At 54.9% G+C, this 14,747-nt stretch carries 5 protein-coding genes; 2 read left to right on the top strand and 3 right to left on the bottom strand.

Annotated features, from left to right (window positions below; translation table 11 throughout):
• Positions 1 to 32 precede the first annotated feature (32 nt).
• Both ACF8OF_RS10845 and ACF8OF_RS10840 read right to left on the bottom strand, forming a co-directional pair.
• Complete coding sequence (locus ACF8OF_RS10845) at positions 33 to 1,136, bottom strand: glycerol dehydrogenase (protein ID WP_262861491.1); 1,104 nt, start codon at positions 1,134 to 1,136, stop codon at positions 33 to 35.
• A gap of 201 nt (positions 1,137 to 1,337) precedes the next feature.
• Positions 1,338 to 2,006 (bottom strand): 7-cyano-7-deazaguanine/7-aminomethyl-7-deazaguanine transporter, encoded by a 669-nt coding sequence (locus tag ACF8OF_RS10840; protein ID WP_004236234.1) that lies wholly within the window; start codon positions 2,004 to 2,006, stop codon positions 1,338 to 1,340.
• 188 nt (positions 2,007 to 2,194) lie between these two features.
• Between ACF8OF_RS10840 and tusA the strand changes: the two genes are divergently transcribed.
• Both tusA and ACF8OF_RS10830 read left to right on the top strand, forming a co-directional pair.
• Positions 2,195 to 2,449 carry a sulfurtransferase TusA gene (tusA, locus tag ACF8OF_RS10835; RefSeq protein ID WP_262881864.1) on the top strand — a complete coding sequence of 85 codons (255 nt, stop codon included), beginning with the start codon at positions 2,195 to 2,197 and terminating at the stop codon, positions 2,447 to 2,449.
• Positions 2,450 to 2,471: 22 nt separating this feature from the next.
• Complete coding sequence (locus tag ACF8OF_RS10830) at positions 2,472 to 3,311, top strand: DUF817 domain-containing protein (protein WP_392496590.1); 840 nt, start codon at positions 2,472 to 2,474, stop codon at positions 3,309 to 3,311.
• A 51-nt stretch (positions 3,312 to 3,362) separates the two neighbouring features.
• Here ACF8OF_RS10830 and ACF8OF_RS10825 read toward each other — a convergent pair whose 3' ends face one another.
• Positions 3,363 to 14,567, bottom strand: a complete 11,205-nt coding sequence (locus tag ACF8OF_RS10825; RefSeq protein ID WP_392496589.1) for an autotransporter outer membrane beta-barrel domain-containing protein — start codon at positions 14,565 to 14,567, stop codon at positions 3,363 to 3,365.
• Positions 14,568 to 14,747: the final 180 nt, after the last annotated feature.

The raw sequence follows: 14,747 nt of genomic DNA, 5'->3' as shown, positions 1-14,747 counted from the left end.
CCCGGGCGTTACGGAACAGCATAATAAGCAGATTAATACAGCCAGTCGCGTCCCATGCGGTCAGCAGCCATAATCGCGGCATAGACCTGGTCAGAATCGACTTCAAACGGCATGTTGTAGATGGTTTCGTTGTCTGCACAACTCAGCTCGGCAACCGCCATGACTTTCTCTTCCAGCTCGGTACCGATACTGTCCACACCCAGTTCTTCCAGGGTGATTGGCAGTCCGACCTGAGCACAGAACTCCAGCACGGTTTCCAGCTCTTCCGCCGGGGCATTTTCCAGCACTAACTGCACGAGAGTACCGAACGCCACTTTTTCACCGTGGTACATGTGGTGGCACTCTTCCAGCGCGGTAAAGCCGTTGTGGATAGCATGTGCCGCCGCAAGACCGGCGCTTTCAAAGCCCAGCCCGCTGAGCAGGGTGTTGGCTTCAATGATGTTTTCCACCGCCTTGGTGCTGACCCCGGCTTCCACCGCCAGTTTGGCTTTGATGCCGTCGCTGAGCAGAGTATCAAAGCAGAGGTTCGCCAGTGCCAGGGCCGCCAGAGTGGTGCTGCCGCCTGCCATGGTGGCTTTTCCGGCTGCGCTGCACGCGCGTGCCTCAAAGTAAGTGGCCAGTGCGTCACCCATACCGGCCACCAGCAGGCGTGCCGGTGCGCGGGCAATGATATTGGTATCCATCACTACCACATTCGGGTTCTGCGGATAGAACAGGTAGCTGTCGAACGCACCGAGTTCATTATAAATAACGGACAGTGCGCTGGTCGGTGCATCGGTCGATGCGATTGTCGGGGCAATGATCACCGGCAGTTTGGCAAAATGCGCCACAGCCTTGGCGGTATCCAGTGTTTTACCGCCGCCCACACCCAGTACCGCCTGGCATTTGTGGTTTTTCGCCAGTTTGGTCAGACGGTCGATCTCCTCGTGCGTACACTCGCCGCCGAAGGTTTCAAAGACACCGCTGACGTCGTATTCGCTCAGGCTGTCATTCACAATATCGCCCACCAGTTCGCGGACAAATTTATCAGCAATCACCAACGTTTTTTCCGCTAATGGTCTGATGTATTTACCCACATGGTAAAGCGCGTCCGGACCCTGAATGTATTTGGCCGGGGATTGGATCACTTTTAACATACTCAAACTCCTGAATGCATTCGCGTTATGGTGTCAGTGAGGGATAGTATTCCGTCTGAATCAGACTAACAGTTACAGTAACGGATATGTGAGAGCTGACGCACTGTACGGGCCGGGAGCACGGGGGCAGATCGGGAAAATGTGATACAGACGACAGCACAGAGGCAGGATAGCGCCTCTGCGTGTCAGAAAAATGAATAATCAGTGATGCGCGGGCAGGGAACCGTCAGCGCGTTGCGCAAAAAAAGAGCGCAGGATCAGATTAAGCAGCACGCCGTAAGCCGGCAGGAAGAACAGCATGCAGATAGTGACTTTGAAACTGTAATCCACCAGGGCGATTTCCACCCAGTTTGCCGCCATAAACGGATCGGTACTGCGCCAGAAGGCGATAAAGAAGAAAGCCAGGGTATCGATCAGGTTGCCGACAAACATGGCGGCAGCCGGTGCCACATACCAGCGGCGGTTCTGACGCAGGCGGTTAAAGACATTCACATCCAGAATCTGTCCGAGGGCATACGCCATAAAGCTGGCGGCGGCAATCCGCGCCACAAACAGGTTGAAGTGCGACAGAGCCTCAAAACCGGCCCATTCCCCCTGAAAAAACAGGGCGGAGACCACATAGGAAATCGCCAGTGCCGGGATCATCACCGAGGTGATAATCCGCCGAGCCAGCGGTGCGCCGTAGATACGGACGGTCAGGTCGGTCGCCAGGAAAATAAACGGAAACGTGAAAGCCCCCCAGGTGGTATGGAAGCCGAAAATGGTGATCGGCAACTGCACCAGGTAGTTACTGGAGGTAATGATCAGAACATGAAAAAGTGATAACCAGATAAGCGCTGTGCGCCGCTGGCGGGCAGATAAATCAAACATATTGTACCTTTTTGGTGGTTGGGGTGAGGGAACCCAATAATCTCAGCGCGCAATAATACGCCGTTTGCGCAACAAAAGCAAAGGACTCTCCCTGCCGGGAGCGGCTGAAGGATTAACGACACAGAAGCGGCGCAGGACGTTTATTTCCGGTATAATTCCCGGATTCGTTACTTAACAGGACAATCATGATGTCTGATACTTTTTCCTGTGCCGATAAAACACTCGACACACTCGGGCTGCGCTGCCCGGAGCCGGTGATGCTGGTGCGTAAAACCATCCGCGGGATGAATACCGGTGACATTTTGCTGGTGGTGGCGGATGATCCGGCGACCACGCGGGACATTCCCGGGTTCTGCCGTTTTATGGAGCATGAGCTGGTGGCTCAGGACGCTGAAACCGCGCCATACCGCTATCTGATCCGCAAAAAAGAGAGCGCGCTGTAATCCTTCTTTCAGGGACTGAACCATGCTTGACCGCTTTGATACCTTTCTGCTGGCACAGAAACACTCATCTCTGACCGGCTGGCGCCGGTTTATCCTTGAATTTTGGTTTTTCGGTCTGAGAGAGGCGCGGGCATGCCTGTTTGCCGCCTTCTTTTTTCTCGCCTTGTTTCTGGTACCGGCTGCCGGTGTCGCGGGGATCCCCCGTTATGATTTTCTGCTGATCCTGGCAGTCCTGTTTCAGGCCGCGATGGTGTGGAAAAAGCTGGAAACCACGGATGAACTGAAAGCTATCTGTATTTTCCATGTGGTGGGGTTTGTCATGGAGTTATTCAAGACATCATCCGCTATCGGTTCATGGAGTTATCCTGATGCGGCGTATACCAAATTATGGAATGTGCCGTTATTCACCGGGTTTATGTATGCGGCGGTCGGCAGTTATGTGATTCAGGCGTGGCGTTTCCTGAATGTCAGAATTGAAAACTTCCCGCCGTACTGGCTGGCAACCCTGATTGCGCTGGCAATTTATGTCAATTTCTTTGCCCATCACTTTATCGGCGATTACCGCTGGTATCTCACCGCGTTTATTCTCGGGCTGTATGCACGAACCATGGTTTATTACACGCCGTATGATAAAGAACGCCGTATGCCGCTGCTGCTCGCTTTCGTACTGATTGGCTTTTTTATCTGGCTGGCGGAAAACTTCGGCACCTTTTTCGGCGTCTGGCAGTACCCGAATCAGATCGGGGCGTGGGCGACGGTACATGCCGGAAAGTGGGCATCCTGGTCGCTGCTGGTGATTGTCACCTTCACGATTGTGGCCTATCTCAAACATATTAAAGCCACGATTCTGGTGGTGAAATAAAAAAGCCCCCGGTTACCGGGGGCGTTTCAGTTTGCGGTTACGGCGCGCTTATCAGAAATTATATTTCACACCGAGCATAACGGCGGTATCACTGTAACCTTTATCCCCGACCTGCTGTGTCACGTTCCCCCACATATTCAGTTGCGGAGAGGCGTTACCTTCCATTCCCAGTTTCACTTCTGCAATATTCGCGGCACCCCCTTGTTTCACCGTATAACTGCCGGTGGTTTCATGGGTCAGTGTTGTACCGAAATCTTTGCTGTTATGAACCCAGGTCAGTTCAGCATACGGTTTGAACAGTTGATCGTTCTCTCCGCCTTCCTGCGGTGATGATGTCATAAAGGCTTTGACACCCAGCCGGGTCTGAATATTACCGTCACCGTTACCGGAGATACGGGTATTCGACGCTTCGGTATGATCATCGGCTTTGACGCCCATCCAGACAGCCTGTGCTTTTGGCTGAACCCAGAACTGGTGATTCTGACTTTTGCCCGCTTTCAGGATATAACCCCCTTCAAGCGAGGCGGTGAAGCCTTTGGAATCATACTTCTCGGTGTCCAGTCCTTCACCGTTCACTTCGTTACGGAACCAGCTGTACTGTACCCAGCTATCCGCGTAAGCGCCGGTGCGGGTCTGACTGTCCGCAAACCAGGTGCCGTACAGGCCGATATTATAGCCGTCACTGGTCCCTTTTGAGCGGGCGTTGCTGCCGGAAGTCACCGACGAGTTATGGCTGCGGGCATAACCGGCCATCAGGCCGGTACGCCACAGATCACTGCCATTACCGCTCCACCGGGCCACATCACCGCCAAACTGTGTCACAAAACGGTTATCCTGTGTTTTCAGCGTACCGCTGTTATCCCGGGAACGATTATGACTGCCCGCGGTACGTAACCACATGGAGGTTGATTTTTTCTCTCCGGTCATGATGTCGGTATACAGGGTTTCGCCGCTGCGGTCAGCCATACTGCTGACAAACATCGTATTTGCCGCCGCCAGGTTTGCGGTGTAGCTTCCGGCTTCCGGACGATCCGGATTTTCAGTACGTAAATACCAGTTGCCGTCACCCGGTGCTGACGTACTGCCCTGATACAGATGATATTCATAAGCACCGGCAACCACCCGGCCTTCCAGCTCAAAGTTCGCGCCGGACTGCCCGGCAATATCAATAATCTTAATACCGTCAGCCGTATCACCACCGTGACCGCCGATATTATGAACAGTGACTTTACTGCTGCCGTCCGCATTACCGGTGATCACCAGGCGGTCTGTCGCGGCATTATCACCGGCCAGCACCGTATCAAAAATCAGCCTGCTGCCGTCTTTACCACTGTAGTTACCGTTAATGGTGAAATCAGCAAAACTGTTTCCGGTCAGTGCATGTGGCATGATGATGCGCCCGGCGTTACTGACATTGCCGTTGACACGTCCGTAACCGCCGATGGCGCCCTGACTGCTGACAGAAACGTTACTGGTCAGACTGACAACATTATTTACCACCGTGACGACCGGATTACGATAACCATCCATATCGCCGACAGTGACTGATGTGACCGGCTTATCACCGCCTAACTGTAATAATCCGTTTTCGACCAGTGTGTTACCCGCGGACACATGGCTGTCAGTCAGTTGCAGCGTGCCTTTGCCGTTCTTAATAATGTCACCGCTGCCGCTGACCTGATTGGTAAAGGCCCAGGTGGTATCTGTGTTCAGATGCAATACCCCGTCATTCTGCACGCTGCTGTTTCCGAGCTGATCGGCATGCGAAGCGGTAAGCGATGATCCTGCGGTGGTCGAGAACAGGCCGCTGTACTGACGGTTATCACCACTCAGATAAACGGCACTGTTATTGGTTAAATCCACCCGGCCGGTCTGTCCGCTGAGATTATTGGTGAAATTTCCCTGTGTATTACTGAGAACCAGTTTACCGTCATTGCGGATATCGCCGCTTCCCAGTCCGTTCACTGTGTTCAGATTAGCCTGTGCGGCTGCGGCAATATTCACAACGGCATTGAGTGCTGTGTTTGCCTGAGCAAGCGTCAGTTCGCCGCCGTTCAGGGTCAGTTCACCTTTACCGCTGAGTTGTCCGGCTGCTGTTCCGCCGTTCTGAATCGTCAGATGACCGTCATTCAGCAGCAGTGTACTGCCTTCCGCTGTATTTAATGCGCCGATGGTCTGGCGTGTCTGATTCATATCCGCAGATGTTCCGTCTGCCAGTGCCAGTTCGGATGTCTGTCCCAGCGCATCGTCCGCATCGGCACGAAGATGCCCTTTACGGACAAGGGTCGCACCGGTGTAGCTGTTTTTGCCGTTCGACAGAGAGGCTACCGCGTTGTCATCAACCGCTGCAAATACCAGGTCTCCGCTGCCGGATACCAGTGCGGAAAGCCCGTTGGACTGCGTACCGTTTTTGGCGGCAGTGGCTTCCAGTTTCAGTGCATCATCGCCGGTGGCCAGCAGTTCCAGGGCTTTCAGACCGTAGTTGATATAAAGGCCGTCATACTTCGCCCCGGTTGTCAGTCCGTAATTAAATGTGCCTTTTGCCGATGTGACTGTTGAGCCGGTATTTGACACATTCGCATAGACATCCTGACTCAGTGGCTGACCATTTTCATCGGTCAGCGTCAGCTCACTGCCCGAACCTTTCGCCTGTCCGGAGGCCAGACTGACAATGACCGATCCTTCATCCAGTTCCAGAAGCGACATACCTTCCAGTCCCGGGGTTACGTTACCCGGTAATTTAGCCCGGATTTCACCGCCGCCGGTAACATCAATAGTACCTGCCTCAATCGTGCCCTCTGAGCGGAATTCACCGCTGTAGTCCGTGATATGATTAAAGGCTAATGCACCGCCGTTCATGGCCAGGCCGCCGATTTTCTGCACGCCGTCGGACACGGAGGTGATATTCCCTTCTGAAAGGATCAGGGTTGCATTTGTCAGCGCTGCTGTATTCAGGTTATCCAGAACAAACCCGGTGTTTTTCAGGCTGACATTCCCGGCAAACGCAGAGCCGGTTTTGCTGCCGAAATCAAAGGTATCTGACGCATTATGACGGCTGATATTCAGGGTACCGCTGCCGGTCAGGGCATGGTCAAACCCGGCCAGATCGCTGAGGGTCAGGGCACTGTTGTCCGCGATCCCCACAGCCAGATCCGCCCCGAGTTTCTGTGTGCTGTCGAGGGTGACAGCGGCACTGTCGGTCAGGCTGAGCAGTCCGCTGCCGCTGACATTGTTGGCAAAAATGCCCTGATAACCGGCCAGTTGCAGGGTATCGCCGGCGGCGGCCAGATTCACACTGCTGTCTTTGCCGAGGTTGTTTCCGGCAGCCACACGCAGCAGGCTGTCACCGCTGACCAGCCAGTTACCGAGGAAGCCGCTGTTATTGGCGGTCATCTCCGCCTTGCTGCCGCCGGTGACAGACACCGTGGTGCCGCTGACGCCGTACAGCGCATTGTGAATACTGCCGCTCAGCTTACTGAGAACCAGTCCGGCACCGGCGGCATCCAGATGAACTGCGGCACTGTCTGTGCCGAGGTTTTGCGCCTGCGATACGGTCAGTTTACCGTTGCTGGTCAGGTGATGTTCGCCGGTAAAGCTGCGGTTATCACCGCTGAGGGTGACGGCGGCCTGTGTGCTGACCTGACCATTTCCGCTCAGGGCATTCACCAGGGTGAGATTATCCGCCAGCAGGTTCAGGGTGCCGGTGACAGCCACCGCCGCCGTGCCGAGGGTGCCGTTGTCACGCAGGGTGACGGAGGCGTTTTTGCCAATCTGCGTGGTGCCTGCCAGACCGCTGTTGGCGGCTGAGACAGACAGATCGCCGCCGGTGACACTGAGAGTGCCGTTACCGGTCAGGCCGCCGGTCGCCGATGAGGTGCCGCCGGCGGAGAGATTCAGCGTCCCGCCGGTGAGATCCACAGTGCCGCTGTTGCTCATGGCACCGCTGTTGAGCACGCCGCCATTACCGAGTGTCACCAGTCCGGCGTTTTCCAGCGCGCCGGTGGTCTGGGTATGACCCGCCAGATTTGCTGCCGCGCCGGTATTCACCTTCAGCGACGAGGTCTGACCGAGAGCATTGTCTGCCCCGAGTTTCAGTATCCCGGCGGTGACGGTGGTGATGCCGCGGTAACTGTTGTTGCTGTTAGCCAGGGTCAGTGCGCCGCGTGAGGCATCAACCTGCAAACCGCCGCTGCCGGTCAGCAGGGCATTCAGCGTCCGGTTGGCGTCTGCACCGGCTTCTGTCGTCAGGCGCAGGGCATCTGTTCCGTCGGTCAGCAGTTCCAGTGCGCTCAGGCTGTATTTCACAAACAGGCCGTTGCCGCCCTTATTGTCCGATGTGGACAGTCCGTAATTGTGTGTAGCATTCGCCACGGTGGTACCGTCCTGTTTCACCGCAGACTGTACCGCCTGGTTGTCGCTGCCGACAGTCACGCCGTTGATCACCAAACCGATATCAGAGGTGGTGCCCGATACCTGTCCGGCGTTGATCAGTGTCTGCATGATATTGCCGCGATCCTGCTCCAGCAGAGACAGATCCGGTGCAATGACCGGTGTTTCATTGTTCCACTCTGCTGTGCCGGATACGGAGACGGTTCCTTTGTTCAGTGCCAGTGTATCGGCATTGATGATACCGGTGGCCTTGGATTGCGGTGCGCCGCCCTCAAACTCCAGGGTACCGCCATCGACGGTCAGGTTGTGCAGCGTGCTGTCCTGCTGTCCGGCGCGGACAGTGCTGTCCGTCCCGGCGGTCAGCGTGGCGTTGCTCAGCGCGGCGGTATTACCGGCAGTCAGATCGAAGGTGGTGTTTTTCAGGCTGACATTCCCGGCAAATGCGGTGCCGGTTTTGCTGCCGAAATCAAAGGTGTCCGCCGCATTATGGCGGCTGATGTTCAGGGTGCCGCTGCCGGTCAGGGCATGGTCAAACCCGGCCAGATCGCTGAGGGTCAGGGCACTGTTGTCCGCGATCCCCACAGCCAGATCCGCCCCGAGTTTCTGTGTGCTGTCGAGAGTGACGGCGGCACTGTCGGTCAGGCTGAGCAGTCCGCTGCCGCTGACATTGTTGGCAAAAATGCCCTGATAACCGGCCAGTTGCAGGGTATCTCCGGCGGCGGCCAGATTCACACTGCTGTCTTTGCCGAGGTTGTTTCCGGCAGCCACACGCAGCAGGCTGTCACCGCTGACCTGCCAGTTACCGAGGAAGCCGCTGTTATCGGCGGTCATCTCCGCCTTGCTGCCGCCTGTGACAGACACCGTGGTGCCGCTGACGCCGTACAGCGCATTGTGAATACTGCCGCTCAGGTTGCTGAGAACCAGTCCGGCACCGGCGGCATCCAGATGAACCGTGGCACTGTCTGCGCCGAGGTTTTGTGCCTGCGATACGGTCAGTTTGCCGTTGCTGTTCAGGTGATGTTCGCCGGTAAAGCTGCGGTTATCACCGCTGAGGGTGACGGCGGCCTGTGTGCTGACCTGACCATTTCCGCTCAGGGCATTCACCAGGGTGAGGTTATCCGCCAGCAGGTTCAGGGTGCCGGTGACAGCCACCGCCGCCGTGCCGAGGGTGCCGTTGTCACGCAGGGTGACGGAGGCATTTTTGCCGATCTGCGTGGTGCCTGCCAGACTGCTGTTGGCGGCTGAGACAGACAGATCGCCGCCGGTGACATTGAGAATGCCGTCACCGGTCAGGCCGCCGGTCGCCGATGAGGTGCCGCCGGCGGAGAGATTCAGCGTCCCGCCGGTGAGATCCACGGTGCCGCTGTTGCTCATGGCACCGCTGTTGAGCACGCCGCCATTACCGAGTGTCGCCAGTCCGGCGTTTTCCAGCGCGCCGGTAGTCTGGGTATGACCCGCCAGATTTGCTGCCGCGCCGGTATTCACCTTCAGCGATGAGGTCTGACCGAGGGCATTGTCTGCCCCGAGTTTCAGTATCCCGGCGGTGACGGTGGTGATGCCGCGGTAACTGTTGTTGCTGTTGGCCAGGGTCAGTGCGCCGCGTGAGGCATCAACCTGCAAACCGCCGCTGCCGGTCAGCAGGGCACTCAGCGTCCGGTTGGCGTCTGCACCGGCTTCTGTCGTCAGGCGCAGGGCATCTGTTCCGTCGGTCAGCAGTTCCAGTGCGCTCAGTTTATATTTTACAAACAGACCGTGACCGCCGCTGTTATTCGCGGTTGATAATCCGTAGTTGTGTGTGGCATTTGCCACGGTGGTACCGTCCTGTTTTACCGCAGACTGTACCGCCTGGTTGTCGCTGCCGACCGTCACACCGTTGATCACCAGACCGATATCGGCAGTGGTGCCCGATACCTGCCCGGCGTTGATCAGTGTCTGCATGATATTACCGCGATCCTGCTCCAGCAGTGAGAGAGCCGGTGCTTCGTTATTCCACTCCGCCGTTCCGGATACGGAAACCGTTCCTTTGTTCAGCGCCAGCGTATCAGCATTGATGATCCCGGTGGCCTTGGACTGCGGTGCGCCGCCCTCAAACTCCAGGGTACCGCCATCGACGGTCAGGTTGTGCAGCGTACTGTCCTGCTGTCCGGCGCGGACAGTGCTATCCGTCCCGGCGGTCAGCGTGGCGTTGCTCAGTGCGGCGGTATTACCGGCAGTCAGATCGAAGGTGGTGTTTTTCAGGCTGACATTCCCGGCAAATGCGGTACCGGTTTTGCTGCCGAAATCAAAGGTATCCGCCGCATTATGGCGGCTGATGTTCAGGGTGCCGCTGCCGGTCAGGGCATGGTCAAACCCGGCCAGATCGCTGAGGGTCAGGGCACTGTTGTCCGCGATCCCCACAGCCAGATCCGCCCCGAGTTTCTGTGTGCTGTCGAGGGTGACAGCGGCACTGTCGGTCAGGCTGAGCAGTCCGCTGCCGCTGACATTGTTGGCAAAAATGCCCTGATAACCGGCCAGTTGCAGGGTATCGCCGGCGGCGGCCAGATTCACACTGCTGTCTTTGCCGAGGTTGTTTCCGGCAGCCACACGCAGCAGGCTGTCACCGCTGACCTGCCAGTTACCGAGGAAGCCGCTGTTATCGGCGGTCATCTCCGCCTTGCTGCCGCCGGTGACAGACACCGTGGTGCCGCTGACGCCGTACAGCGCATTGTGAATACTGCCGCTCAGCTTACTGAGAACCAGTCCGGCACCGGCGGCATCCAGATGAACTGCGGCACTGTCTGCGCCGAGGTTTTGTGCCTGCGATACGGTCAGTTTGCCGTTGCTGGTCAGGTGATGTTCGCCGGTAAAGCTGCGGTTATCACCGCTGAGGGTGACGGCGGCCTGTGTGCTGACCTGACCATTTCCGCTCAGGGCATTCACCAGGGTGAGATTATCCGCCAGCAGGTTCAGGGTGCCGGTGACAGCCACCGCCGCCGTGCCGAGGGTGCCGTTGTCACGCAGGGTGACGGAGGCGTTTTTGCCGATCTGCGTGGTGCCTGCCAGACTGCTGTTGGCGGCTGAGACAGACAGATCCCCGCCGGTGACACTGAGAATGCCGTCACCGGTCAGGCCGCCGGTCGCCGATGAGGTGCCGCCGGCGGAGAGATTCAGCGTCCCGCCGGTGAGATCCACGGTGCCGCTGTTGCTCATGGCACCGCTGTTGAGCACGCCGCCATTACCGAGCGTCACCAGTCCGGCGTTTTCCAGCGCGCCGGTGGTCTGAGTATGACCCGCCAGATTTGCTGCCGCGTTAGCGTTGACATTCAGTGATGAGGTCTGACCGAGGGCGTTATCACTGCCCAGTGCCAGGGTACCCGTACGGACAAGGGTATTACCGGTATAATTATTACCGGAATTATTGATGGTGAGTGTTTCTGCACCTGCGTCAATTGCCAGGGCACCGGCTCCGCTCAGGCGTGCGGTTAAGGCTTTATCGCTGTTAACCGCCCCTTGTGTGGAGAGTGTCAGTATTTTGCCGGTCAGCAGAGTCAGACTATCCAGTTGTGATGACAGACTCAGCCCCGTTCCGGCGCCGGATAAGGCATAGTTATACACGCCGTCAGCCACGGTTTCACCATTCTGAATAACGGCTGATGTCACATTGTTCTGCAGCGCATTTCCGGACAGATCCTGTAAGGAAAGCCGCGCCAGCTCTTCTGCCGTCAGGGTATTGTTACTGCTGATAAGCTGACTGTTTGTTCCGGTGTCGGCATCCAGGAGATTACCGGCGGTATTCAGTAACGGATCAACCTGAATAATGCCGTTACTGCTGACGTTTAATGTTCCTGTGGCAATTTTTCCGTCCCCGGTAAATTGCGTTTTGCCGCCGTTCAGATCCAGATTACCGACCGCCTGTTCCCCGTTTCCGATGGTCAGGGTGGTTCCGCTGCTGTTGGTAAGAGAAGCGTGTGCCAGTGATTGGGTATTCTGGCCGGAAAGCGAAAACAGGGCATTTTTCAGTTGTACATGACCGGTATACGCATTGCCGGTAAGGGCTCCGAATCTGAAGTTGTTGCCGCCGCCGTCAACCGCCAGTTTACCGCTGCCGGTCAGTGCATTATTCAGCTCACTGATTCCGCTCAGATTCAGCGTACCGTCCACCGTCAGTGAACTTCCGTCAAGCTGATTACTGTTGCCGGCAGTCAGCGTCCCGCCCTGAGCAATCAGCCAGTTTCCTGTAAACGTATTGGCTTTGCTTAATGTGACTGCCGCGTTATTACTCACTACCGCATTACCGTCACCGGCAGCAAGGTGTCCGAGAGAGGCATTCAGAATACCGTTAAATGTATTACCGAACTGAAGCTGACTGTTTTTATCCAGCAGTACCGTACCACCGCTGATATTACTGTCAGCGGCCAGCGTGATATCACTGTCAGTCAGGTTAATATTGCTGAATCCCCGCAGTGTGGTTTCATTTTTCAGCGTGTCGGCGGAGTGATTAAAGTTAAGCGTGTTATTTCCGCTGCCCGAATCAATATCACCCAGATAGGAACTTCCCTGAGTCAGATTGTTCAGTGTGAAAATATCATCACCGCTGCCGGTTGTGACGGAGTGGATATCTGCTCCGTTATCAATGTTTACCTGGTTATTGCCGTTACCCAGGTTGATCGCGCCGGTACTTTTTGAGCCTGCACCCAGCGTCAGTATATCGTTACCGTTTCCGGTGGTCAGAGAACCGGAAAGTGTGCCGTTATTGGTGATAGTCTGTGCGGCGTTTCCGGCAAATTTCACATCTCCGCCGATCGTGCCGTTATTGATCAGTGTACGCCCGGCGGTGCCGGTAAAGCTCAGTGCTGTCGCACCGGCGGCATTCAGCTGAATATTCTGACCGATGGTGGTGATATTACTGCTGCCGTCGGCAATGCTCAGCGCCGTTCCCTCCGGACTGGTCACATTGACGGTCAGTTTGCTGTTGCTCAGATCAACACCACCGCCGGTAGTAACAATCCCGTTACCGGCACCGTTGACGTTGATATCCAGTGCGTCGCTGTTCAGCCCGGATAACGCGGTGTTAGTCAGGGCAATACCGGTACCGGAGCCGTTCACATTGATGGTGTTATTACCCTTCTGACCGGCTTTAAATGTCAGTCCGCTGATATCTGATAACCCGGTACCGTTGAGGACATTCAGGGTAACACCGGTCAGGGCAGCCTGCGCCGCTGCCGTTTTGGCAAACATATTACCGGTGCCGTTCAGATTAACGGTGATATCGGTAAGCTGGTGAGTACCATCATTCAGTTTAAACGCAGTGGCGCTGCCACTGGTATTGATGACACCGCCGAGCATATTGATTTGTGCTTTCAGCAACGATTCAACGGCATTCCCCGATGTGGCATTGATCGTACCCCCGGTATTATTAATATTGACGGTCTGCTGATTGGCTGATGAAACGCTGATGCCGTTCGCTGTACTGGTAATATCACCGTGGTTTTCCAGTGATGCGGAACCTGTTCCGCTGTGAACTGCTTTTATACCGGTTACCGCTGTTATTTTACCGCCGGTTTTGTTTTCCAGTACGATATTGCCGCTCCCGGCATGTGCGGCGCTGATCCCGGTTCCGGTAATCAGTTCACCACCGGAGGCAAGATAGATATTACTGCTGTTTCCTGTACCTGTTTTCGTTGCCAGAATACCGTTGCTTGTTGTACCGCTGATATTAATCAGTGAGCCGCCCGCCAGGTTAAATACCACATCTTTATTTCCTGTCGGGCCGTTATCGTATCCGGTGCTGATACCGCCGCTGTTACTGACGCCGTCACCGGCAGTAAAATTAGTACCGTTGAACCGCGCGATACGGAGTGAAACCCCGTTACCAAAACCATTAACCGGGTCATAGGAACCCAGCACAAGACCGTTATTATCACTGCCAAAAATATTTTGATCGGATGTTAAGGAAAACGCTGCACCATCGTCCATCAGATACTGATAATGCTTATTACTTGACCCTGCACCATTGGTCAGGTTTGGTGTTTTTATACTGACATCGGCATCGGCGGTAAAACGAATGATACTTTCCGCCGGAGAGGCATTCGACCAGAAGACGGCCGGGTAGGAACCTGTCGTGGCATTGATAGTTAATTTACCGGTGAAATTAATTTTGTTTGCCTGAGCAAGCTGATGGTTGGTGCCGAAGGTCAGAGCAACGGGGGATGTTATATTACCGAAGGTCAGTTCGCTGCTGGTATTCTGAGCAACAGCATTGCCCATATTGCCCAGAACGGCGATCATACTGTCAGTAACCGAACCGATATCATCCAGAATAATATTAATTTTTGTTGATGCATTCGCGTCGGTTTTAAAAATGTAATTACCAATAGACGTTGAGCTCACTAAGCCTGATAAATTACTGACTGTGAAAGTGCTTTCATTAGCCCAGTTAGCATTATTAAGATTGTTGAAGTTAAACGAAGAGGTTCCGGTGTCAAGTTTATATCCGCCACCATCAATCACAATGTTTTGTTTGGTATTTTCTGTCAGTTTAACATCAATGTTACCGGTGAGTTTAATATCGTTAAGAAATAATATTGTTGTTTTATCACCGGTTGTCAGCGCATTTCTTAATTCAGTAAATGAGGATACGCTGACACAGGAACTGCTGGCCGCGCACTCAGAAGGGCTGATTGCATAAGCAGGAATTGCGGTAAATGCGGACAGGATCGCGGTCGCCAGAAAATGCAGTTTAAAGTAACGGCTCAGGCGGGAAGCGGAATGCTGTGCAATTGACAGGGAGCGGCCTGATGCTGTTTTCTGTTTTCCCTTGGCCAGTTCACTGGCGACAACCCAGGTATTAAGAACCTTGCTCCATACAATACGGTAAATAGTATTCATATCCAAACCATTCCTTTTTTGATTAATTCTTTTGCTGTCTTTAAAAAAGACAACGGAAATAGCACTCTTAAAGTGAGCGCGTATTTTTACGTAAGAATTGGTCTTGTATTAAAATAAAGGTAATTAATACAGACGCATTGTGGTGTACAGAAATTAATAGTCTGATAAAACAGAAAAAAT

This window comes from Morganella sp. TYF_1 (genome assembly GCF_043105645.1).
GTDB classification, from domain to species: domain Bacteria; phylum Pseudomonadota; class Gammaproteobacteria; order Enterobacterales; family Enterobacteriaceae; genus Morganella; species Morganella morganii_B.
The sequence above is the reverse complement of the archived record's forward strand: the minus strand, read 5'-3'. Positions and strand labels throughout refer to the sequence as shown.

Bases quoted from the DNA above. Each gene is read 5' to 3' on its own strand.
- ACF8OF_RS10845 (WP_262861491.1), bottom strand. From the start codon at position 1,136: ATGTTAAAAGTGATCCAATCCCCGGCCAAATACATTCAGGGTCCGGAC.
- ACF8OF_RS10840 (WP_004236234.1), bottom strand. From the start codon at position 2,006: ATGTTTGATTTATCTGCCCGCCAGCGGCGCACAGCGCTTATCTGGTTA.
- tusA (WP_262881864.1), top strand. From the start codon at position 2,195: ATGTCTGATACTTTTTCCTGTGCCGATAAAACACTCGACACACTCGGG.
- ACF8OF_RS10830 (WP_392496590.1), top strand. From the start codon at position 2,472: ATGCTTGACCGCTTTGATACCTTTCTGCTGGCACAGAAACACTCATCT.
- ACF8OF_RS10825 (WP_392496589.1), bottom strand. From the start codon at position 14,567: ATGAATACTATTTACCGTATTGTATGGAGCAAGGTTCTTAATACCTGG.